Here is a 23178-nt window from a genome sequence, read left to right as displayed (position 1 = left end):
TTTTTTAATAATGATTTTACTTCAATATTAGTTAAAAGCTGGTAAAATCTCTTATTAAGACTATAGCTGCAAAGGTTTGTAATGAAAAAACTGCTTGTCGTAACTCTTTTGGGTTCTTTCTTGCTAGCAAAGATGATCGATGGTATTGCAATTCTTGTCAACAATGAGCCTATTACGCTCTATGAAATCGAGTCAACTGCCCAAAAACTTGGCCTTACTCCAAGACAAGCTATCGATATTCTCATTAGAAAAAAACTAGAAGATGCCCAAATCAAAGAGTTAGGAATTGAAGTAAGTGATTTTGAAGTAGAAGATGCACTTGATAATTTTGCACGCAAGCAAGGTATGGATATTTTCTCTTTGCGTCAAGCAATTGAGTCAAAAGGTATCAATTGGGAAGAGTATAAAAAGCGCTTCAAAGAGCAACTCCTTCGCAAAAAACTCTACCAAAAAATATCCCAAATGCATGCAAAAAATATTAGTGAGAGCAAACTCAAAGAGTATTATAATACACATAAAGAGGAGTTTAGTGTAGCCAAAAAGGCACTTGTAAGAAAATATATATCACCATCCAAAGAGATTCTCGAGCGAATTCGGCAAAATCCACTCTATGAGCCTCAAAATCCGATACTGTTGAGTAAAGGAGAGGAGCTTATAGAGCTTGATAAAGTCAATCCTCAATTTGCAGCTATGATCAATTCACTCAATGAGGGTGAGTTTAGTCAAATTCTCCCGGTAGGAGATAAGTTTTTGCTTCTCTACGTCAAACAAAAAGAGGGGAAAGAGTATATACCTTTTGAAGAGGCAAGAAACTTTATATTAAACAAACTTGCTAATCAAAAAGGTACCAAAAGCGTTAAAGAGTATTTTGATAGACTCAAGGCTTCAGCAAATATAAAAATCTTAAGATTACCACAATAAAGGAGTTCTATGACTAAAGAGGATTTTTTCACACTTGTAAATCAGATTCAATCAAGCGACTACTATCGAGAGCCTTTGGCATTTGCAATTGCAAAAATAGATAGAGGTCAAAAAGACCCAGACAAAATTTTACAAGCTACATACGCTTTCATAAATTGGCAAGAGAATTTTGGCAGTGCAGCTATTTTTCAAAAAGCACTCGCAGAAGCTGGCCAGACTATTTCACAAGAGAGTGAAGCAGTTTATGAAGTTACAAGAGCATTTGTAGACAGCGCCATAGCTATGTGCAGTCCATGGCTTGAAGAGGCAGTAGGAGAAGCTCACAAAAATGTACAGATGATTAAATTTCTCTCCAAACTCGATGAGGAGGAGCTTGCAGATTTTAGAGTTGTTTTCCTCTTTGAAGATGCAGCACCAAAGAGTGTAGAGAGCGTCTATCTCAAGCTTTATGCCCTCTCTACTGGCAAGGCACCACTACGCAGCGTAAATCTTAATGGTGCTTTTGGTGTTCTTCCAAACGTAGCTTGGAGTGGTAATACTCCTATTGAGCTTGATTGGCTTCGAGAAAATGAGCTTGAACTCAAAATGACAGGGCAATATCCTGTTATCGATGTGGTTGATAAGTTTCCAAGATTTTTGCAGCACATTATCCCAGCAGATAACACGCGCATTTTGGATGCAAGCAAAGTACGCATGGGGGCACAACTTGCCGCAGGCACTACTGTTATGCCAGGAGCAAGTTACATCAACTTTAATGCTGGAACTCTTGGACCAGTCATGGTAGAGGGGCGCATTAGCTCGAGCGCTGTTGTCGGCAAAGGAAGCGATATCGGTGGAGGGGCTAGTATCCTTGGCGTTCTTAGTGGTACAAGTGGTAATCCTATAAGCATTGGGGAAAACTGCTTACTCGGAGCAAACTCTGTTACTGGTATTCCTCTTGGAGACGGCTGTATTGTCGATGCTGGTATAGCGGTATTAGAGGGAACCAAATTTTTCGTCACACAAGAAGATTTTGGCAAAATCAAAGAGGCAAACCCCGAGTGGCAAGCCTCATACAAAGAGATCTTCAAAGGGCGAGAACTTGCTGGGCTCAATGGACTTCACTTTAGGCAAGACAGCACCACAGGGCAGATGAAGGTATTTCGCTCAAACAAAGAGGTGAAGCTCAACGAAGAGCTCCACTAAGTCCCTTTATGGGGCCTTATCCCTTTACTTATCACTTATTACAGTTTCTTCTGAATCTGCTTCGCTTTATACGTAACGAGTAATATTTTCCATTATGCATAAAACTCACAGGTGTAAAATCGAGCTCATCAAGAGGGATGCTTAGAGTGTTACTACCTTGTAAATTCTCACTCTCTGGTAAAACACAGCGTCCCAAAAGTTTACAGCGTCGAGGAATACGTGGATGTATTAAGATCCTATTACCAATGTAAGCCATCCAAAAACATCCTCCAATTTTTTCACTTTTGAGGCATACTCTTTTGGCTTCCCCTCGCACAATATCTACAAATCTAGGATATATCCTATACGTTCTCTTTTTTCTTCCAATAAATCCGTATACTTCAAGCTCCAAGAGATTTGCAGGATATGTCTGGAGATTTTTGTAGAGGATCTGTAAGCGAAGTTTTTCTATTTCGAGCTCTTTTTGGCGATTTTTTGCTTCAATGAGTCTGCGTTTTTCTGCTAGTTGGCGCAGCAATGTACGCTGCTGCAGATACTTCTCACAAATAGCCTCTTGTTTAGTAGGAGAAAAAGTTTGAAATATCTCTTTATCTATCCCACACTCTTTTGTGCTGCATCCTCCCCCTATCAGTGATAGGAGAAGAAGCAAAAAGATAGAGAAAAATTTGTGTAAACTATTTGAGATACTTTTCATCTATATATTTTGTATCAAAATTATTTGAAAGAAAGTCTGGGTTTTCCATCATCTTTTTATGAAAATCGATCGTGGTCTTTATGCCACTTACTTCAAACTCTTCTAGAGCTCTTTTCATCTTTGCAATAGCTTTTGCCCTATCTTCACCCCACACTATAAGCTTTGCTATCATCGAATCATAATAAGGAGGTACAATATAACCACAATATACATGGGTATCCATACGCACATCTTTGCCACCTGGCTGAATCCAGCTTTTGATTTTTCCAGGGCTTGGGATAAACTTTACTGGATCTTCTGCATTTATACGGCACTCAATCGCATGCCCTTGTAGCTTCACTTCATCTTGACTAAAAAGCTTTTCGCCCTCTGCTATACGTATCATCCACTCAACAATATCTATTCCACTCACCATTTCACTCACAGGATGCTCAACTTGGAGTCTTGTATTCATCTCCATAAAGTAGAAGTTTTTGTCTGCATCTACCAAAAACTCAATTGTGCCAGCGTTTTCATACCCTATGGCTTTTGCAGCTTTTACAGCTGCTTCATGGAGCTTTGTTCTTGTAACTTCATCTAAAATCACAGCTGGAGACTCTTCCACCATCTTTTGGTGACGACGCTGCAACGAGCAGTCTCTCTCACCAATATGCACTACATTACCGTGGCTGTCACCTAGCAACTGCACCTCAATATGGCGAGGATTTTTTATAAATTTTTCCATATAAATAGTTCCATCGCCAAAAGCACTTATTGCTTCGCTCTCTGCTGCTAAAAATGCGTTTTCTATGTAACTCTCATCCTCTACAACACGCATTCCTTTTCCACCACCACCACTTGCAGCTTTTAAGATCACAGGATAGCCAATCTCTTTTGCAACTCTTTTGGCCTCTTCTACATTTTTTATGGCCCCTTCACTTCCTGGCACTACAGGTACACCTGCATTTTTCATCACCTCTTTTGCTTTGCTCTTATCACTCATAAGCTGCATTACTTCAAGTGAAGGGCCAATGAATTTTATACCGTGGAGATTGCAGATCTCTACAAACTGCTGATTTTCACTCAAAAAACCGTATCCTGGAAAGATTGCATCAGCCTCTGCAATTTCAGCAGCACTAATTATTGCTGGGATATTGAGATAGCTCTCACTCCCCTTTTCTCCACCAATGCAAATAGCTGCATCCGCAAGCTGTAAGTAGTGTGCATCTTTATCTGCAGTTGAGTAGACAGCTATCGCTTTTTTACCCATCTCTTTGATAGTACGAATCGCACGCAGGGCAATCTCGCCTCTGTTGGCTATGAGGATTCTCTCAAGTTTTGCCATTTAGAGCCTTTCTACCAAAAACAGGGGCATATCATACTCAACAGGCTGCCCATCTTCTACTAAGATTTCTAAAATTTTACAATCAAACTCAGCCTCTATCTCATTGAATATCTTCATCGCTTCAATAATACCTATTGTCTGTCCTTTCGTTACCGTATCACCAACTTTGACAAAAGGGGGACTATCAGGACTTGGAGCACGATAGAAAGTTCCTACCATAGGAGAGGTAATATATTCACCCTTTTTCTTGGCAGCTTCAAGATCTGCACTCTTCTCTTCTGTAGTTGTAGGTATTGGCTGCTGCGAAGGTGCTGGCTGCGATGCAGGAGCTGGAGCACTCTGCATTGAAGCTCCTTCAAATCCTTTTTGCAAAGATATTTCAAAATCTGCTTTTTTAAGTTTAAATCTACTTAAACCACTTTTATCAAAAATCTTTATAAGCTCTTTTATCTCTTTAAAATCCATCTGGAGTAACCTTTTTTTGGGATTGTAATTATTTGCTATAATATCATAAATTTCGTAAATATTTTTTTATTTTCATAAAGGTTTTGCATGGGCTTAAAAGCTGATTGCTGGATAAGAGAAAAAGCTATAAAAGAGAAAATGATTGAACCTTTTTGTGAAGAGCAAGTAGGCAAAGGGGTAGTAAGTTACGGGCTAAGCAGCTATGGATACGATATTCGTGTGAGCGATGAGTTTAAAATTTTTACCAATGTCAATGCAGAAGTAGTAGATCCTAAGCAGTTTGATGAGCGCAATGTGGTCGATTTCAAAGGAGATGTATGCATTGTACCACCAAACTCCTTTGCTCTTGCACGCACTGTAGAGTATTTTCGCATACCCCGCAATGTACTTGCCATCTGTCTGGGTAAAAGTACTTACGCACGATGTGGTATTATTGTCAATGTCACCCCTTTTGAGCCAGAGTTTGAAGGGCATATAACAATAGAGATCTCTAATACTACACCTCTTCCAGCAAAGATCTATGCTAATGAAGGGATTGCGCAGGTACTCTTTTTTGAAGGAGATGAAGATTGTATGGTAAGCTATAAAGACAAAAAGGGTAAATATCAAAAACAAAGAGGTATCACTCTTCCAAAAATTCTCTAATTAAAACTTTCTCTCCATCCAGTCCAAAAGAGCGTAAACTAGCCAATAATGGCGTGTAAATCTGTTTCTTTTTGCATTTTCGATGAGAAACTCCAACTGTTCTTGCTTAAACAGATGAAATCTCTTATTAGCCTCTCTTAATTTTTGATCGCTCCCACTACTTTGGAGCCACTCTAGCGCTGGATAGGAAAATCCTCTCTTTTTTCTCTCAATTATTGATTGAGGAATATACTTTGATGCAATCTTTTTGAGAAGATATTTTGGTGCTTTGGAGCGCTGAGGATCAGCAAATGCGCTATAGAGTACACTGCTATCTAAAAGTGGTGTTCTTGCTTCAATAGTATATGCCATAGAGGTGGTATCAAGTTTTGCAAGATACAAAGACTGCAAACGCACCTTAATATCAATATAAGTAAAAAAAGCTGCCCCATCTTTCCATCCGCTTCTTTCCCACTCCTCTAGATAGGGTTGGAGAACCTGCAAAGACTCATTATCTTTTACATTTTGACGCAGGAAAAGATTTTTTTGCAAATCGGTAAAGACTTCACAGCTTGATCGAAAAATTACCTCATCACTAAATACTCGCTTATACCACTCCCACTCCTTATTGGGGCTAAAATTGGATCGAAAGTAGTTTTTGAGCCAGTTTTTATATTTGAGATCTCTGGCTTTGTAGAGATCGAAAAACTCAAAATATTGCCTATAGCCCAAAAAGATCTCATCACCCCCTTCCCCACTAAGCACCACTTTTGCGCCATCCTTTTTGATACGCTCCATCAAATAAAAAAGTGGCAATGAAGCACTATCACCAATAGGCTCATCAAAAAAAATGCTCGCTCTCTCAAGTGTTGCAAAAAAATCATCTTTTGTAAATATTATCTCATGATGATCACTGCCGATATATTGTGCTACTTCCTGTGCGTAGGGCAGCTCACTATATCTTCCCTCTTCATAGCCGATACTATACGTCGCTAATGAGCCTTGCAGCCTCTTGGCTATTGCACTGACAAATGAGCTATCAACGCCACCACTCAAAAGTGCAACAGCAGGAAAATCTCCTTGCAAACGCTTCTTCACTGCTGCAACTAATAGCCTCTTGAGATCCCCAGATCTTTTTTGTAGTAGCGTCGTAAATCTCTTACACGCATAATAAAGCCTCTTTATATCAAGTTCTAAAATCTCCCCACCATCTAACTTATAAATTCCCTCATAGAAGGTCTCTCTCCCAACAACTGCTCCAAAAGAGAGATAACTGCTCAGTGCCCTTGCATTAATCTTTTGCTCATTTGTATAAGCAAGAATAGCTTTGATTTCGGAAGCAAAAATGAAACTATCTTGCCAAAAAGCATAATAAAGAGGTTTTTTCCCAAAAAGATCCCGAGCAAGATAGAGTTTTTCTTTATCAAGAAGTGCTAACGCAAACATACCATCAAGCTTTGAAAAATCGGGGGCAACTTCTAAAATCGCTGCTGCTTCACTTGTATGGAAATCTTCATAGTTGTAAATCTCTCCATTAAAAAGAAGTACTTTGCTATTTTGCACAAATGGCTGTTTTGCATCTTTATTGAGGATATAGAGCCTGTGATGAGCTAAGAAAACGCCCTCTCTTTCATACACTCCACTCTCATCTTCGCCCCTGTGAGAGAGTAAAGAAAAAGCGTTGAGTGCTTTTTCTCTATCTATTTTTCCAATAACACCAAAAATTGCACACATTAGCGTTTAGGGAAAAACTTCGTAATAGAGTAATCTTCTCTTTTGATTTTGTCTGTTTGATTATAGGTATACTCTTCGAGATAATCATTGAGAATTGTAGCCATGATTTTGAGGCGATCTTCAATAGCAATATCTGGAAACTCCTCTTCTAAAAAACTGTAGAGATCGCAGCCTCGCTCTTTACATTTTTGATGCAATGCATTAATCTTTGCTAGATCCATCGCTTTTTCCTCAACCAAAGATAGAGACCTAGAGCAATAATAATATTGAGTATCCACACAGCAAAATAGCCATACTTCCACTCCAACTCTGGCATATACTTAAAATTCATACCATAATTGCCTACAATGAAACTAAGAGGTAAAAATATAAGAGTAATACCTGTAAGACGCTGCATCGTCTGATTCATCCGATTAGACATATATCCCATAATGAGATTTTGCAAATATCCTGTACGCTCTAAATATGCTTTTGACTCATTAATCAAAAACGAGAGGTGCTCTTTGAGGTCAATAAATTCAAATTTGAGTTTTTTACGTACTGTTGAGGGGTAGTGATTATAGAGTTTATTTATCACATCATTTTCTTGCACACTCACTTTTGAAATTCTATTGAGTGAGCGCCTAGCAAAGTAGAGACTCTTTTGGGTCTCCTCTTCATCAAACTCCTCAGCAAAAATCGTATCTTCGATAATTTCTAATTTGTCATCCACAAGATCCACCATACCCATCGTTGCATCTATTAAAATATCTATAAGCGTATACGTTACATAAGGAATAGAGTCTCCTTTTTTATAGCGTCTACGAAAACGTGCAACAATACGCTGTATAACATCTTTTTCTTCACAGAGGAAAAAGAGTTTCTTTTCAGTAATTATCATGATGATATTTGTATCAATAAAGTATAAAGGGTGCTCGCTGCTGCGTTTGAAATATTTAAAAACCAGCAATTTAAAACTTTCACTCTCTTCATATACAATACTTTGCTCTTCGTTTTGAATATCTTCTATAAAACTTTCATGAAAGCCATGCTTTAAAAGCCAAGCTATAATCTCCTCTTTATATGGAGAGCTAAAAATAATCTCTTTAACATCTTCGTGAATCTCTATCTCTTCACTTTTTTGAATCTCATCACTTACAATATACATTATATACTCCTAAAAACTGCACCCTCTATAACGATATTTCTCCAGTACCTCCATTAAAGGTTTTGCTATATTTGTACGCAAAGGTAAAGTAAGCAATGCTTTATAAATCTCTTCACTTACTGCAAGTGGCTCGCTTTTGAAAAGAGTAAGGCGATAGAGAGGTTTAAAGCGCACCTTTACTTCTACTCCTCTTTCTTGCAACTCCTGATAAATATCCTCTTTGGGACAATATAAAGAGGGTTTGAGAAGAATAGGAAACTCCTCTTTGAGTGTTTTACTACCCATTGGCACCATATCAAAGTAGGGATTACCAGCAAAACTTTTGTGAAGGTACGCTAGCGTTTCATTAGACTTTTGGATCTTCCCTTCAAGCTCTTCTATCTTGCATGGCTGAGCATGCTCTTTGATACCAAGAGCAATAACATCATAATTCCATAGTCTCCCTCTTTTAATGCCCCCTTCTAAAAAAAGCTTACATTTTACATAAAGCTCTTCGTCAAAAAATTCTGCCACAACACAAGGACCATTTTTTTTCACAAAAACTTTCGCACTCCCTATATTTTCTCCATGGTTTTGAAACACAACGAGAGCTTGCGGCGTAAAACTCTCATAGAAATTATGTACGATATCTGCATCACTACTAAAATCGAGTTTTCCATCAGTATAGATAATATCTATTCCCAACATTTTTGCTACATTTGCAAAAAAAGTAGGAGAAATAGGATTGAGACGCACCTCTTTACGCCCCAAAGCGTGTAAAATAGCCATATATAAAATCTGAATATTGGAAACATACAATTGCATATCACAAACTCCATGAATTAAAAAGGGGGAAACTTTTATGTTAGAATAGCACAAAAAACTCTATAGGTGAAGAATGGGTAAGAATCTAATAATCGTTGAATCTCCGGCAAAAGCGAGAACTATTAAAAATTTTCTTGGTAAAGAGTATGAGGTAATCGCTTCGAAAGGACATATTAGGGATCTTCCAAAAAGTAGTTTCGGAATAAAGATTGAAGAGGATAAGTTTATTCCCCAATACCGTGTAGATAAAGATCATAGCGAGATTACGAAAAAACTCAAAGAGCTTGCAAAAAAAGCGCAAACTGTCTACATAGCAACAGATGAAGATAGAGAGGGTGAAGCGATCGGATACCACATTGCGCACGCTATTGGGAAAAATCCTGAAGAGCTTCCCCGCATAGTCTTTCACGAGATAACAAAAAACGCCATTAAAAAAGCGCTTGAAAATCCTCGCACAATCGATATGAACCGCGTCAATGCCCAACAAGCAAGACGCCTTCTTGATAGAATCGTGGGATATAAGCTCAGCCCCCTTCTTGCTTCCAAAATTCAGCGAGGTCTTAGTGCCGGGAGGGTACAAAGTGCTGCACTCAAACTGGTAGTCGATCGCGAGCGAGAAATTAAAGCTTTTCAACCGCAAGAGTATTGGAGTATAGAGGCTGTTTTTAACAAGACAATACCAGCAACTATATATGAATATCTGGGGAAAAAACTAGATAAACTCGATATCAAAACAAAAGAGCAAGCCCAAGAAATTGTCCAAAAGGCTCAAAACGAAGAGTTTGTCATTGCAAAGATTGAGAAGAAAAAGCGCATAACAAAATCTCCAGCACCTTTTATGACATCAACACTCCAGCAAGCTGCCTCAAGCCAACTAGGATTTAGTCCAAAAAAGACGATGATGATCGCACAAAAACTCTATGAAGGCGTCCAAACTCCTCATGGAGTAACGGGAGTAATTACGTATATGCGTACCGATAGTCTCAATATCGCCAAAGAGGCGCAAGAGGCTGCACGCGAGCTTATCGCACAAAAGTTTGGCCAAGAGTATCTTCCAAAAACCCCTAAAGTCTATGCAAGCAAAGCAAAAGGTGCCCAAGAGGCTCATGAAGCAATACGTCCTACAATGCTTGATTTTACCCCACAAGTTGCAAAGGAGTACCTCAGTGCTGATGAGCTCAAACTCTATACACTCATCTATAACCGTTTCTTGGCTTCACAGATGGAAGATGCAATTTTTGAGACCCAAACCCTCTACTTCAAAAGCCCTAGCACCACATTTAAAGCCTCTGGCAGAAGACTGCTTTTCGATGGATTTTATAAGGTACTTGGCAACCAAGATAAAGATAAAATCCTTCCTGAACTCAAAGAGAATGAAAAAGTAGAACTCACAAAAATTGAGGCACAGCAACACTTCACCGAGCCTCCTAGCCGCTACTCTGAAGCTAGCCTCATTAAAACATTAGAGCAGCTAGGCATTGGCAGACCATCAACCTACGCACCAACAATAGCTCTCTTGCAAGCAAGAGACTATGTGCAGCTGCAAAAAAAGCAGCTCGTACCCACAGATACCGCATTTACCGTTATTGAGGTATTAGAAAAGCACTTTCCTGAAATTGTCGATAGCTCATTTACAGCCAAAATGGAAGAGGAGCTCGATGAGATAGCCAATGCAAAAAAAGATTGGCAAAAGGTACTCAAAGAGTTTTATGATCCTTTTATCAGTCTCATAGAAAAGGGCAAAAAAGAGATAAAAAGCCAAAAAATCGCAGAGCCTATTGGCAGAAGCTGCCCAGAGTGCGGCGCAGAGCTTGTCAAAAGAAAAGGCAGGTATGGTGAGTTTATTGCCTGTAGTGCCTTTCCAAAGTGCAAATATACTGAGCAGATTGAAACACAAAAAACCCAAGAGCAAGTAAGTGATGAAAAGTGTGAAAAATGCGGCAGCCCTATGGTTGTTAAGCGAGGGCCAAGGGGAGAGTTTCTTGCTTGTAGCGCTTATCCAGAGTGTAAAAACACAAAACCTCTTGCTAAAAGTGAGCCCAAAAAGCTCGATGTAAAGTGCCCTGAGTGCGGCGGAGATATCTTAGAGCGGTTTAGTAAAAGAGGAAAATTTTATGGATGCTCCAACTATCCAAAATGCACCTTTATTTCTAAATTTGAGCCTGTAGATAAAAAGTGTAGTGAGTGTGGCTACATGATGGCGCAAAGAACCTATAGAAATAAAGATATTTACGAATGCATTAAGTGTAAACACAAAGAGCCAAGAGAGTAGTCCATGCAAATAGGTGTCATATCTGATACACACAACCATCTTGCCAATACAGAAGAGATAGTCACAAAACTTTTACAACACGATATAGCCTACCTCATCCATGCAGGAGACATTGGACAAAAGGTTTTAGACTATCTTGCTACCCTACCTATAAAAACCATTGCTGTGTATGGAAACACAGATACAGGACTGCACAATAGTTCTTCTCAAGTCATTTTGCAAAAGCCTCCCTACTACTTTCGTATTGGTGATACAAACTTCAAACTCATGCATCAGCCCTACTATCTCTCGCCCGATAGCGATATTGTTATTTTTGGTCATCTTCACACGTTTAGCTGTGAAAAAAAAGAGGCTCTCTACCTCAATCCTGGAGAGGTATGTGCAAGGAAAAAGCCCCGCATTGAAGGAACTTTATTAGAGATACCCACAAAAGAGGTTTGCTATATATACAAAGATGTAGATACAAACAGATGGCAAGAAATGAGGAGCTGTATATGAAGGTCTATCTCTGCGCTATTAGCAATATCAGCAGCGGAGTATGCGCTGAAGATTGCAAGTTTTGCACCCAAAGTACCAAATATCACGCAGATATTCCACGTTATAAATATAAACCGATTGAGACAATTGTGCAAGAGGCAAAAAAAGCAAAAGCAGCTAAAGCAATTGGATTTTGTTTAGTAACAGCTGGGCGCGGAATTGATGATAAAATTCTCGATTTTGTCACCAAAGCAGCATATGCAGTAAAAAAAGAGGTCCCAGATATTTCACTTATTGGCTGCAATGGTACTGCAACGCTAGAACAGTTAAAAGAGCTCAAACATGCTGGAATCGATAACTACAACCACAATTTGGAAAGCGCAAAAAGCTTCTATCCGCAAATCTGCTCAACTCATTCATGGGAAGAGCGCTACCAAACATGTCTCAATGCAAAAGAAGCAGGACTAAATCTGTGCACTGGAGGGATTTTTGGTCTTGGAGAGAGTAAAGCACAGCAAGATGAGCTCATAGAGCAAATCGCCTCACTTGAGCCGATGAGTGTACCGCTTAATTTTTTTCATCCAAATCCAGCTTTACCTCTCGAACAAAAAACTGTAGATCCGAGCACCGCACTTGCTCTTATTCGTCAAACACGAAAAAAACTCCCCAAAGCATTGATTATGGTTGCAGGTGGTAGAGAGCTTGTTTTTGGCAAAAGATGGCCAGCAATTTTAGAAGCTGGGGCAAACGCCATTGTTATAGGAGACTATCTCACTACCAAAGGCGAAAAACCAGATAGAGATCTTCTAACACTTCAAAATCTTGGATATGAAATAGCAACAAGTTGCCATGAATGAAATAGCGATTATTACCACTATCTCTTTAATAATCTTTTCATCGCCATTTTTGGCAAAATTTACTAAACTTCCCACATCTGTCATAGAGATCGCCCTCGGTACCCTCTTTGGTACTTGGGGATTTTTGCACCATGTACCTCTCTTTGAGCTGGTAGCAGAATTTGGATTTTTATATCTTATGTTTTTAGCAGGTCTTGAAGTTGATCTCAAAAAAATCCTTGCCATTGATAAAAAGACACTCAAAAAAGGCTTTTTATACATTGGAGCTTTATATCTCCTCTCATTCTTATTGGTAAAAAATCTTGGATTTGAAAATATATTTATCGCTATTTTTCCTCTCATATCCGTAGGATTGATAGCGGCTCTGCGCAAAGAGTATGGTAAAAACTATACTTGGCTCAATCTCTCAATTGCAATTGGAAGTCTTGGAGAAGTTGTCTCCATTGCAATTCTCACAATAATTAGCACAGGTCTTGAGTTTGGTTTTGGTACAGAGTTTTACAAAAAGATCTTTATTTTATCACTTTTTCTTCTTTTGGTGCTTGGAGCTTTTAAGCTTTTACAGGTTCTTTTTTGGTGGTATCCAGAAATCAAAACTACCCTTATGCCAAAGATTGATAATGAAGAGCAAGATATTCGTCTCTCAATGGCACTCTTTTTTCTCTTTATCTCTCTCATGCTCTACTTGCATCTTGAGGTAGCCTTTGGTGCTTTCATTGCCGGTATTTTTATTGCAACATTTTTTGAACACAAAAGAAGCCTGCCCCATAAGCTCTCCTCTTTTGGGTTTGGATTTTTAGTACCTATATTTTTCATCTATACAGGAAGCAGCTTTAAGATTGCATCGCTCCTTGTAAGTGATATATCTTATAGCGCCTTACTCATTGCTGCAATTATGATCTGTATACGCATTATCGCAGCATTTGTTTTTTATGATATTATGAAACTCAAAGAGCAAATTCTCTTTGCACTTTCTCACTCCATGCCTCTAACACTCCTTGTAGCAATTGCCACAATCGCTTTGCATACGAAATTTATTGATGAGAGTGAATATATGGCTTTTATCCTTGCAAGTATCATTGAAGTACTTTTTACAATGATAACAATACGATTGATAATACGTTTTAGTGGCAATATATCCAGATAGTGTCAGTTTCTTTTTTTATGCGATTACGGCACTCTCCACCCAGACTAATTGCTATACGATAGAAGTTTTTATGAGCACCAATTGCAATATCTTTAAAAAGTGGAGTTTTTAGTTGCTGCTTTTTGCTTTGAAATTTCCTCTTTGCTGCAAAATCGATAACAATCTTTGGAGGAGAATCGAGTAAAAACTCTTTTTTTAATCTATCTTGCGTACGGATCCTTATTTTATCTTTATAAAAAGCAATAGTAGCAAATCCGAGTTGTAACGTAGTAAAAGGAGTCTCTAAAGATGGTCTATTTTGTTGTGAAGATTGACTTACAGCTGCATGCGAAGAGGTCTGTAAAGTATGTGAAGAAATCGAAGAGGTATTATTATCTTTTATAACAGATGATGCATTTGCGCTGATACTGTGCGCTGAAGTAGACAAATTCTCCTCATCTGCCTGTGAGGAGATACTCTGCTTTATGTGGGCAGAGCTATGTTGTAAATTTGGCACCTCTCCTGGAAAATAGAAAGGATTAATACGTGCCAATAAAAAAGTTACAGTGGCAATGTGAAAAAAAATTATTCTCATTCTTTGGGCTCCAGCTCTTTTAATTCAAAATACTCTTTTTGCAATCTTGCATTCTCTTTTTTGAGAAAATTAATACTTCTTTTGAGGTTTTTTTCTACTACATTGAGCTGATAGAGAACTTCTACCGAATTGGTACCAAAAAGTAACGCCCCAATATAGATAGCCATAAGTATAACAACTAAAGCCATCATACTATAGCGGAAAGCTTCAGCTAGCCAACTCCTTTTTTTTAAGGAGTCAGCAAGCTCTTGTGGCCTCTTATCCATTAACGTCTAAAAAGCTCTTTACCTATATATTCAGGATACAAAAGATCTCGCTCAATCTCTAAGAGACGATTATATTTTGCTGTCCTCTCACCTCGCGCAGGCGCTCCTGTTTTGATTTGTGCAGTATTGAGTGCTACTGCAAAATCAGCTATAAAAGCATCTTCACTCTCTCCACTTCTATGGCTCATAACACAATTATATCCATTTCTTTGTGCTAAACGCACAGTTTCCATAGTCTCACTCACACTTCCTATCTGGTTTGGCTTGATAAGGATTGCGTTTGCTACTCCTTTTTCTATACCTTCTGCTAAAATCTCTTTATTTGTTACAAAGAGATCATCACCCACTAGTTGAATCTTATCTCCAAGTTTTTCAGTAAGGATCTTCCATCCTTCCCAATCATCTTCAGCCATACCATCTTCAAGAGAGACAATAGGATACTTTGCAACTAAGTTGGCATAAAAATCAGCTAGCTCTTCAGCGCTTAATACTTTTCCATCACCTTTGAGCTCATATTTTCCATCTTTATAAAACTCGCTACTTGCTGCATCAAGTGCAATACTTACCTCATCGCCTGGCTTATACCCAGCTTTTTCAATAGCTTTTAAAATATATTCAATAGGCTCTTCATTGTTTTTAAAGTTTGGTGCAAACCCACCCTCATCTCCAAGAGCTGTTGGATGACCATCTTCAGCCAACAGTTTTTTGAGCGTGTGATAGATTTCACTACTAGCACGAAGAGCCTCTTTGAAACTATCAAATCCTGTCGGCATGATCATATACTCTTGCAAGTCCACATCATTATCAGCATGCGCACCACCATTGATGATGTTGAGCATCGGTGTTGGTACAATTACTCCATTAGATCCTCCAAGGTAGCGATAGAGTGGTAAATGCAAACTCTTTGCAGCAGCTCTTGCCACAGCCATAGAGACTCCAAGTACCGCATTTGCACCCAGCTTTGAGTAGTTCTGAGTCCCGTCAAGCTCTTTCATAATTGCATCAATCTCTGCTTGATTATATGGACTTAAACCCACAAGCTCATCTGCAATAGCAACTTCTACATTTTCGCATGCTTTCAAAACGCCTTTGCCACCAAATCTCTCATCACCATCTCTTAGTTCCAAAGCTTCTCGCTTACCAGTACTTGCACCACTTGGAACTATTGCACTAGCAACTGTGCCATCACTTAAAATTACAGTCGCTTTGACAGTAGGATTACCACGGCTATCCAAAACTTCTTGGGCTACAATATTGTCAATATATACCATCTTTTCTCCTTCTTAATCTTCTACCATTTCATTTTCAGGAACTATCATTACACTATCATTCATACCAAGAGCTTGGCGGATCTCATCTTCAATTTGGGCAGCAACGTCAGGATGCTCTTTGAGATACGCTTTTGCATTCTCTCTACCCTGCCCCAACTTAATATCTTTATAACTAAACCAACTACCACTTTTATCGATAACATCCAGCTTCACACCATAATCGATAAGCTCACCCTCTTTACTAATTCCTTCACCAAACATAATATCAAATTCTGCTTGACGAAATGGAGGAGCCACTTTATTTTTCACTACTTTTGCACGTACCCGGTTTCCGATATTACTATCGCCTTGCTTGAGTGTGGCAATGCGTCGTACATCTATACGTACAGATGCATAGAATTTAAGTGCATTTCCTCCTGTTGTTGTCTCTGGTGTGCCATATCCCATAGCCCCAATCTTCATACGGATCTGGTTGATAAAAATAACTGTAGTATTCATCTTATGCAGCACACCTGTGAGTTTACGCAGGGCTTGACTCATAAGCCTTGCTTGTAATCCAACATGTGCATCACCCATTTCACCTTCGATCTCTGCTTTTGGAGTAAGAGCAGCGACTGAGTCTATTACTATAACATCAACTGCCCCACTCCTTGCGATGGTCTCTACAATATCAAGAGCCTGCTCACCAAAATCTGGCTGGGAGACGAGGAGATTTTCTACATCTACACCCAAATTTTTTGCATAAAATACATCGAGTGCATGCTCAGCATCAATAAATGCAGCAATACCTCCTTGCTTTTGCGCTTCAGCAATTATTTGGAGAGCTAGTGTGGTTTTTCCTGAACTCTCTGGTCCATATATCTCAATAATTCGCCCTTTTGGCACACCACCAATGCCAAGAGCCATATCCAAACCAAGAGAACCTGTTGAAATAGAAGCAATTGGTTCAATCTCTTTTTCGCCAAGTTTGACCAAAGCCCCTTTCCCAAAAGCTTTGTCAATCTGCTTTATGGCAAGTTCAAGTGCTTTTTCTTTATTTGGATCCATAAATACCCTCTCATAAATTTTTTAATATTTTAGCTTTTTTTAAGTGAAATATCCATAAAACATTAAATGAATACAGTTTACACCTTGAACTCTGCTATAAAATCTTATCCTTTTTCAAATTTCCAGCACTTTTGATTCTCCATCCTATTTTTACAATTTTTTGATATTACAAAAAATTATGTTATTATTAGAAGCATACAGGATAAAGGTGCCATTTCCACAAAGGAGTCATAATGAATGTAATACATCCTCCATTCGTCCATTTTGTCGTAGCTCTTCCATTAGCTGCACTCTTTTCACAACTTACGTATCTTGGCACAAAAGATATAACATACGCAAAAGCATCTACAAGAATCTTGGCACTCTCGCTTCTTATCTCATTCTTTGCTGTTTATGGGGGATTACATGATGCTAATACTATATTAAATAATAACTATATTTTAGAATATGGTAAAGCTGTGATTGCCAAACATAAAATTTTAGGATTTTTAACACTATTAATCTTATTTATCACTACATTAATAAAATGGATTGCAACGATGAAAAAATCGTTTACATTAGAAAAGCTATCACTCCTTTTCATCATCTTTACTATTTTAACAGTCTTATATGAAGGCAATATGGGTGGCTCAATTGTTTATAAATACTCAGGGGGTATTGACAATCACATTATAAAAGAGAGATGCGAAAAACTAAAGTAATATATTCCATCCAAAAAAATAGTTTTTCGCCAATTTGTACTCTATTTCACCCTACTTGCCAATTTATGCCCTAAAGTATTAAACGGTTTTTCAACCAAATGATACATTATCCAACCTACAACTATTGTAAGAGACAGATTCACTACAACATACAGGCCTAAATGGAGATTCTTAAAATCTTGAAAATGGTGAATAATAAGTAAATACATACCATGTAAAACAATTGCATGAAAAAGATACATACTGTAGCTAATCTTTCCTACCTTTCTTATAAATCGAATGAAATGATGAATTATTACTGGAAATTTCACTTGAATATTTTGATGATAAAAAAAGAAAATAATTAAAAAGAAAACTTCTGCACCAATAAACGAAAGCATGAGTGGAATAAATTGCATTTTATGCGTCATATAATATTTTATCACTGCAGCAATTTGGATAGTGAACAAAATAATTGTTGCAATATAAAAAACTCGCTGATACTCATTGCTATTATCATGAAAACGTCGCACTATAATCGCCCAAAACATTATCGCAAGAAAATGTGGCAACTCTTCCAATCCAACATGAGAGCTATGAAAATGTAATAGTCGTGAAAGAGTAAAAATAGCCACACATAGTAAAAAAATGGAAAATAAAACTTTTTTATTATTTAAATATCCTAGATAATACAAAACTGCTAATAAAAGATAAAATATCCACTGCACCTCCAAAGTCCAATAGAGCCATTGAATCAAAGGAGCATTAAAAAACTGGGGCACCATAGTTAAATTGATAAGTAAATCTTTTACTGAAAAGTGACAACCCCAGATTTTCATAACTGGATATGCTATAAAGACAGAGAGAAAAAAAGCGGGATAGAGCCTGAAAAATCGTTTAATTAAGTACTTTTTTACAGCAATATGCCTTTCATCTCTTAAAGTACCAATAAGTAGAAAACCACTTATGATAAAAAAGAGAATAACACCAAATCTACCAAAATCAAATACTTTAAATAACTGATAAAACTCTAACCCATCAGATGCAATTCTTTTATAATTTTCTGCTATATGCAGCCATGAAACAAATATAACAGCACATCCTCTGAAAAAAATCAATAAAATAAAATCTCTCCATATATTCTTGTACTTTCTTTCAATTTAGGATCTGCAATTATAACAACTATAAGATATAATTTCTTTCATAAAATCGCATATAAAGGCTTATAATGTCAACCTATTCAGTCGCCCACTCTCCCGATGCAGATGATATTTTTATGTTTTACGCTATCAAATTTGGCTGGGTGAGTGCAAAAGATCTTCACTTTACCAATACTGCTCTTGATATTGAAACTCTCAATGAAAAAGCCTTAGAAAATTTTTACGATATTACAGCTATTAGCTTTGCACTCTATCCAAAAATTCGCAATGAGTATGCACTTTTGCGTACAGCTGTGAGCTTTGGTGAAGGGTATGGTCCAAAACTCATAAAAAAAAGAGGGAAAAAGCTCAAACCAAACTTTAAAGCTGCTCTGAGTGGGCGCTACACGACAAACGCCCTCCTCTTTCGCATCGCCTATCCTCATGCAAGACCAGTCTATATGAATTTTTTAGATATTGAAAAGGCAGTACTTGAAGGCACAGTAGATGCGGGCGTACTTATCCATGAATCGATTCTCGATTTTGATGAAAATTTAGAAGTAGAACGAGAACTGTGGGATATCTGGGTGGATCTTGCTGGCAGTGATCTCCCACTCCCTCTTGGCGGAATGGCTTTGCGCAGATCGATTCCACTTAATAAAGCGATCGAAGCAGAAGAGATGCTCACAAAAACAGTAGCAGTTGCACACAACCATAAAACACTCCTTTCAAAGATGCTCTTAGAGCGTAATCTTGTACGCATAGAGGATGAGCAATTGCAAAGATATCTTGATCTCTATGCAAATGAACACTCCATTACTATGAATGAATTACAATACGAAGCTCTCAACAGACTCTTTGCAATTGGCTTTGAGTATGATTTTTATGACTGTCCTATAAGAGCAAAAGATTTTCTCATTCCCCATGAATATAAGTGTTTACGGGAGATGTAGTGAAGAGAGTAATAGATTTTAGTCGCTACAGCTCTATCAAAATAGGTCCAAAAATCGAAGTAGAAGTAATAGAGAGCATTGAAGCTACAAATGAAGCATTTTTTCTCATCGGTGGAGCCAACAATCTGCTGGTAAGTCCTTCACCACCTCCCCTAGCAATTTTGGGCAAAAACTTTGATTTTATCCGCATAGAAGGGGATGAACTTATCATCGGTGCAAAAACTGCAACAGGCAAAGTGGTCTCATTTTGTAAAAAACATGATATTGCAGGGTTTGAGTTTTTGAACAAACTCCCTGGAACCATCGGTGGGGCAGTGAAAATGAATGCAGGTGTCAAAGAGTATGAGATCAAAGATCGCCTCCTTTGGATTCGCACTCATCAAGGCAAAATTCCAGCTCACAAAGTTGGCTTAGAGTATCGCAAAAGCGCTATCAAAAATATTATCTATGAAGCTGGCTTTAAAATTGTGCCTGGATTCAGCGAAGAGCTACGCCAAAAACTCCTGCAACTTCGTTCCAATCAGCCAAAAGAACCAAGTGCTGGGAGTGTATTTAAAAATCCTCCGGGAGATTATGCAGGAAGACTCATAGAGGCTGTAGGTCTCAAAGGAAAAAGAGTAGGCAATATGGCTTTTAGCCATATCCATGCAAACTTTTTGGTTAATCTTGGCGGAGGCACTTTTGAAGAAGCAATGACACTTATCAATGAAGCAAAAGCGCAAGTTTTTGCCAAATATGGAATCCCTTTAGAAGAAGAGATTATTGTTGTATAAGGATCTCTTCAAGAGGTTTTGGCTTATCGATAAAGAAACCTTGCAGATAGTTAATAGGAGTCTGTAATACCTTTTGATAGATCTCTTCGCTCCCTACACCTTCTGCAGTAGTCTCAATATGTAACAAAGAGGCAAACTCTGCAATTGATTTGAGAATCAAAAAAGACTCTTCACTCTTCCCAATATGGCGAACAATACTCATATCTATTTTGAGTAAATCAAGATCAAAATCTTTAATAATCGCGAAATTGGAATAGCCTTTTCCAAAATCATCTAAAGCCACACCTATACCAAGGGACCGCATAGTACTAATAAAAGCTTTAACTTCACTGCTATATTGATATATATCTTCTGTTTCTAAAATTTCAAATTGTAGCATATGCGAAGCTATTTGATATTTTTGCAAAAGTTTTTGAATATTTGCCATAAAATCTTTTTCCAAAATATCAAAAATATCTATGTTTATCGAAACTCTCTGTTGAAGTTTTTTAGCAGCTGCAATCGCTTTTTCTATCATTACAGTACTAAGTTTTTTATAAAGCCCCTTTTTCTTTGCAATATCCAAAAATTTTACAGGCGGGTACACTTTTTCATCTATAACAATGCGCATGAGAACTTCATAATAGTGAACTGTACCATTTTTTTTATCAATAACTTTTTGAAAATATGGCTCAATACCATCCTCATCCAATGCCCGTGTTAAAAGATATGTATACTCTATCTCTTCTTGTAGCATTGGTTTTATATCGTCTTTATAGTAACAAAGAGCTTTTTGACACTGCTTAAAAGCAATATTGGCTAATTCCAACATTTCATCGTGATATTCTCGAGAAACAAATACCCCAAATTTAAGCTGTGGTTCAATATACTCTTTTGTTTCATCGTTATATATTAAAAATGCTTTAGTTTCTATACCCCACAATATATCTATAAAATTTTGCAGTTCTTTTTCTTCACAAATTATTGCAAATCTATCTCCATAGATCCTATATATATGCTCATGCCCAAAACCTTGACGGAATCTCTCTGCAAGCTCTTGTAAAACTCTATCACCAATAGCATCATTATATAGCTGATTAATAACTTTGAAATTTTTAATGTTGATGAAGATAAATGATCTCTTTTTGTGCATTGGAAGATCTGTAAGAAACTTGCTCCGTGTATAAAGGCCTGTAAGTCTATCAACCTCATAAGATACTCTTGCTTCATAAAGAGCATTTATCCACAAAAGACGCGAATTCATAAGCTTTTTAATAAATGGATCAATACTTCCTCTCTTTTTTAATAATATAATAGTATAAAATCCTTTATTCGTAGCAAAAAGTGCTCCTTCTCCTATAGGCAAAGAGACAATAGCTGCTTTTTTTAGCTTTTTAAGAGTCGTTTCAATAGTAAATGTATCAATCCCATTATTAAATAGCACCTTACCGTTTTCAATTAAAACAAATTGAATATCCTCTTTATGCAAAAAAGAGAAAAAAGAGGCAATATCACCCTTTTTTTCAAAAAAAAGTTCATTAGAATGAAGAATATTATCTACCTCTTTATGGATAATTTTTAATTTTTTTAATTCATCCTCGTTTTGTTGATACAAACGAATAAATTGAGCAAGGAGTGTTTTGATAATATGCAGTTTTTTTGGCATGAGGTGTTTATTATAGATAAATACATATTCACTATCTATTGCAAAAAACTTTCTCTCTTTTGGATAGGCAAACTCTTTTTTGGAAACTATCTCTACCTCATCTTCTAACGTTTCACTAAGCATTTGTGAGAGTAAAGCTATCATCTATGGCCTTACCACAATTCTTGTAAAACTCTCTTTATCGACTTCTGCTTTATAATAGCCATCCTCAATAATATGTTCTAAGTCGATTGATGTGATGAAAGAGGAGAAATCTACAGATAACTTCTTTAAAACTTCTGGCAGTAACATTAAATCTCTCTTAGTGTACATAAGAGAAGCAAGTAAAGGATGCTCACCCAATAGTAGTGTAGAAGGGATATAAGAGACTGGATGAAAATATGTTCCAATATTAAGAAGTGGTGCACTCTTTTTAAGATAAGAAACTCCCTCCACGATTGCCGGTTTGTCAACAAGTGTATCCATTCCTGCTGCATCTATAACTAAATCATACTCTTTTGCCAGTTCTTCTTTTGTTACCGTCAGAAAACCGCCTTTTTGTGCTCTTTTCAACCTTGCTTCTAATATATCGTTTATGAAAACATTAGCACCAAAATAGTCTCGAAAAACAGCTGCAACACTTATGCCAACTGCTCCAGCCCCTAAAATGAGAACCTTTTTATTTTGTAAATTTAAAAAACTCTCAATCGTTTTTGCAGCATGGAGCCCCACCAAAATTGGCTCAATAAATGTAAGAAGCTCCTTTTGGGATATCGGAATGATATTTTCTACAGAGACAACACTATATTCGCAAAACCCTCCATCTGCCCCTAATAGGCCAAGGTATCCCACTTTTTCACAAAGGTTCTCTTTCCCCATTTTACAATATTCACATTCGCCACATGATAGCAGTGGTGCAACAGCTACTTGCTCGCCTATGAGGCTTTGATCTACACCTTCTCCAACCTCTTCAATAATCCCACCATACTCTTGACAAGGAATAAGTGGCGTAGCTTTATGCGTGAGGGGATGGGGAGTCTTATTGATGATAAAGGGGCCTTCTACAAACTCATTGATCTGTGTCTGACTTATTCCTGCATCAGTTACTTTTATAAGAACTTCACCTTTTTTGGGGTTCGGCTTTGGAATCTCTTCTAGTTTAATATCTCGCCTATCGTAGAATCTTAATGCAAGCATAAT

The 23178-nt window shown here is 37.6% G+C and carries 25 protein-coding genes; 11 read left to right on the top strand and 14 right to left on the bottom strand.

The features are described 5' to 3' along the window. The first annotated feature begins 38 nt into the window (after positions 1 to 38). The 3 genes from NITER_RS10270 to NITER_RS09575 are packed head-to-tail and all read left to right on the top strand — an operon-like array spanning position 39 to position 2106. The gene (locus tag NITER_RS10270) at positions 39 to 167 is read left to right on the top strand and encodes a hypothetical protein (RefSeq protein WP_084276548.1); all 129 of its coding nucleotides are present in this window, start codon (positions 39 to 41) and stop codon (positions 165 to 167) included. Then, positions 133 to 921, top strand: a complete 789-nt coding sequence (locus NITER_RS09580; protein WP_414858999.1) for a peptidyl-prolyl cis-trans isomerase — start codon at positions 133 to 135, stop codon at positions 919 to 921. Before NITER_RS10270 ends, NITER_RS09580 begins: the two co-directional genes overlap by 35 nt. A gap of 9 nt (positions 922 to 930) precedes the next feature. Further along, positions 931 to 2106 carry a tetrahydrodipicolinate N-succinyltransferase N-terminal domain-containing protein gene (locus tag NITER_RS09575; RefSeq protein WP_084274772.1) on the top strand — a complete coding sequence of 392 codons (1176 nt, stop codon included), beginning with the start codon at positions 931 to 933 and terminating at the stop codon, positions 2104 to 2106. 31 nt (positions 2107 to 2137) lie between these two features. On the opposite strand, the gene NITER_RS09570 is transcribed toward NITER_RS09575, so the two are convergent. Genes NITER_RS09570 through accB form a run of 3 tightly spaced genes read right to left on the bottom strand, consistent with a single transcriptional unit; the run spans position 2138 to position 4589 of the window. Beyond that, positions 2138 to 2800 carry a hypothetical protein gene (locus tag NITER_RS09570; RefSeq protein ID WP_084274773.1) on the bottom strand — a complete coding sequence of 221 codons (663 nt, stop codon included), beginning with the start codon at positions 2798 to 2800 and terminating at the stop codon, positions 2138 to 2140. Next, positions 2781 to 4124 carry an acetyl-CoA carboxylase biotin carboxylase subunit gene (locus tag NITER_RS09565; protein WP_084274774.1) on the bottom strand — a complete coding sequence of 448 codons (1344 nt, stop codon included), beginning with the start codon at positions 4122 to 4124 and terminating at the stop codon, positions 2781 to 2783. Before NITER_RS09565 ends, NITER_RS09570 begins: the two co-directional genes overlap by 20 nt. Further along, a complete protein-coding gene (gene accB, locus NITER_RS09560; protein WP_084274775.1) occupies positions 4125 to 4589 on the bottom strand; it encodes an acetyl-CoA carboxylase biotin carboxyl carrier protein in 465 nt (154 codons plus the stop codon). A gap of 87 nt (positions 4590 to 4676) precedes the next feature. Between accB and dcd the strand changes: the two genes are divergently transcribed. Continuing rightward, complete coding sequence (gene dcd, locus NITER_RS09555) at positions 4677 to 5234, top strand: dCTP deaminase (RefSeq protein WP_084274776.1); 558 nt, start codon at positions 4677 to 4679, stop codon at positions 5232 to 5234. Here the strand turns inward: dcd and asnB are convergent, their stop codons facing one another. The 4 genes from asnB to NITER_RS09535 are packed head-to-tail and all read right to left on the bottom strand — an operon-like array spanning position 5235 to position 8898. After that, on the bottom strand, positions 5235 to 6947 hold the full coding sequence (gene asnB / locus NITER_RS09550; protein ID WP_084274777.1) for an asparagine synthase (glutamine-hydrolyzing): 1713 nt from the start codon (positions 6945 to 6947) through the stop codon (positions 5235 to 5237). It abuts the gene before it with no gap. After that, positions 6947 to 7168, bottom strand: coding sequence for a hypothetical protein (locus tag NITER_RS09545; protein ID WP_084274778.1), 222 nt, complete (start codon positions 7166 to 7168; stop codon positions 6947 to 6949). Before NITER_RS09545 ends, asnB begins: the two co-directional genes overlap by 1 nt. Further along, complete coding sequence (locus tag NITER_RS09540) at positions 7159 to 8094, bottom strand: magnesium transporter CorA family protein (protein WP_084274779.1); 936 nt, start codon at positions 8092 to 8094, stop codon at positions 7159 to 7161. Before NITER_RS09540 ends, NITER_RS09545 begins: the two co-directional genes overlap by 10 nt. 9 nt (positions 8095 to 8103) lie before the next feature. Beyond that, positions 8104 to 8898, bottom strand: coding sequence for a DegT/DnrJ/EryC1/StrS family aminotransferase (locus NITER_RS09535; RefSeq protein ID WP_084274780.1), 795 nt, complete (start codon positions 8896 to 8898; stop codon positions 8104 to 8106). Between the two features lie 73 nt (positions 8899 to 8971). Here NITER_RS09535 and topA point away from each other — a divergent pair, with 73 nt between their 5' ends. Genes topA through NITER_RS09515 form a run of 4 tightly spaced genes read left to right on the top strand, consistent with a single transcriptional unit; the run spans position 8972 to position 13651 of the window. After that, positions 8972 to 11170 carry a type I DNA topoisomerase gene (gene topA / locus NITER_RS09530; RefSeq protein ID WP_084274781.1) on the top strand — a complete coding sequence of 733 codons (2199 nt, stop codon included), beginning with the start codon at positions 8972 to 8974 and terminating at the stop codon, positions 11168 to 11170. 3 nt (positions 11171 to 11173) lie between these two features. Beyond that, positions 11174 to 11668, top strand: a complete 495-nt coding sequence (locus NITER_RS09525; RefSeq protein ID WP_084274782.1) for a metallophosphoesterase family protein — start codon at positions 11174 to 11176, stop codon at positions 11666 to 11668. Then, on the top strand, positions 11665 to 12504 hold the full coding sequence (locus NITER_RS09520) for a biotin synthase (protein ID WP_231988919.1): 840 nt from the start codon (positions 11665 to 11667) through the stop codon (positions 12502 to 12504). The genes NITER_RS09525 and NITER_RS09520 overlap by 4 nt, the downstream gene beginning before the upstream one ends. Then, positions 12497 to 13651 carry a cation:proton antiporter gene (locus NITER_RS09515; RefSeq protein ID WP_084274784.1) on the top strand — a complete coding sequence of 385 codons (1155 nt, stop codon included), beginning with the start codon at positions 12497 to 12499 and terminating at the stop codon, positions 13649 to 13651. Before NITER_RS09520 ends, NITER_RS09515 begins: the two co-directional genes overlap by 8 nt. Here the strand turns inward: NITER_RS09515 and NITER_RS09510 are convergent. Genes NITER_RS09510 through recA form a run of 4 tightly spaced genes read right to left on the bottom strand, consistent with a single transcriptional unit; the run spans position 13629 to position 16809 of the window. After that, on the bottom strand, positions 13629 to 14225 hold the full coding sequence (locus NITER_RS09510; RefSeq protein WP_084274785.1) for an AMIN domain-containing protein: 597 nt from the start codon (positions 14223 to 14225) through the stop codon (positions 13629 to 13631). The genes NITER_RS09515 and NITER_RS09510 overlap by 23 nt on opposite strands. After that, the gene (locus NITER_RS09505) at positions 14222 to 14491 is read right to left on the bottom strand and encodes a hypothetical protein (protein WP_084274786.1); all 270 of its coding nucleotides are present in this window, start codon (positions 14489 to 14491) and stop codon (positions 14222 to 14224) included. Before NITER_RS09505 ends, NITER_RS09510 begins: the two co-directional genes overlap by 4 nt. After that, a complete protein-coding gene (gene eno, locus NITER_RS09500; RefSeq protein ID WP_084274787.1) occupies positions 14491 to 15762 on the bottom strand; it encodes a phosphopyruvate hydratase in 1272 nt (423 codons plus the stop codon). Before eno ends, NITER_RS09505 begins: the two co-directional genes overlap by 1 nt. Before the next feature lie 12 nt (positions 15763 to 15774). Continuing rightward, on the bottom strand, positions 15775 to 16809 hold the full coding sequence (recA, locus tag NITER_RS09495; RefSeq protein ID WP_084274788.1) for a recombinase RecA: 1035 nt from the start codon (positions 16807 to 16809) through the stop codon (positions 15775 to 15777). Between the two features lie 233 nt (positions 16810 to 17042). Between recA and NITER_RS09490 the strand changes: the two genes are divergently transcribed. Then, positions 17043 to 17510, top strand: coding sequence for a DUF2231 domain-containing protein (locus NITER_RS09490; RefSeq protein ID WP_084274789.1), 468 nt, complete (start codon positions 17043 to 17045; stop codon positions 17508 to 17510). Positions 17511 to 17551: 41 nt separating this feature from the next. Here the strand turns inward: NITER_RS09490 and NITER_RS09485 are convergent, their stop codons facing one another. Continuing rightward, entirely contained in the window at positions 17552 to 18607 is a 1056-nt protein-coding gene (locus NITER_RS09485) for an acyltransferase family protein (protein WP_159445288.1), read from the bottom strand. 110 nt (positions 18608 to 18717) lie between these two features. On the opposite strand from NITER_RS09485, the gene NITER_RS09480 reads away from it, so the two are divergent. Continuing rightward, positions 18718 to 19581 carry a menaquinone biosynthesis family protein gene (locus tag NITER_RS09480; protein WP_084274791.1) on the top strand — a complete coding sequence of 288 codons (864 nt, stop codon included), beginning with the start codon at positions 18718 to 18720 and terminating at the stop codon, positions 19579 to 19581. After that, positions 19581 to 20354: a UDP-N-acetylmuramate dehydrogenase gene (locus NITER_RS09475; protein ID WP_084274792.1), complete on the top strand. Its 774-nt coding sequence runs from the start codon at positions 19581 to 19583 to the stop codon at positions 20352 to 20354. The genes NITER_RS09480 and NITER_RS09475 overlap by 1 nt, the downstream gene beginning before the upstream one ends. Here the strand turns inward: NITER_RS09475 and NITER_RS09470 are convergent. Next, the gene (locus NITER_RS09470) at positions 20341 to 22143 is read right to left on the bottom strand and encodes an EAL domain-containing protein (protein WP_084274793.1); all 1803 of its coding nucleotides are present in this window, start codon (positions 22141 to 22143) and stop codon (positions 20341 to 20343) included. The two genes, NITER_RS09475 and NITER_RS09470, sit on opposite strands and share 14 nt — an antisense overlap. Further along, positions 22144 to 23175 (bottom strand): alcohol dehydrogenase catalytic domain-containing protein, encoded by a 1032-nt coding sequence (locus tag NITER_RS09465; RefSeq protein ID WP_084274794.1) that lies wholly within the window; start codon positions 23173 to 23175, stop codon positions 22144 to 22146. Positions 23176 to 23178: the final 3 nt, after the last annotated feature.

The sequence above is a fragment of the Nitratiruptor tergarcus DSM 16512 genome (genome assembly GCF_027946175.1).
Lineage (GTDB): Bacteria > Campylobacterota > Campylobacteria > Campylobacterales > Nitratiruptoraceae > Nitratiruptor > Nitratiruptor tergarcus.
Note: the sequence above shows the minus strand (reverse complement) of the source record. Positions and strands in the feature narration are given on the sequence as shown.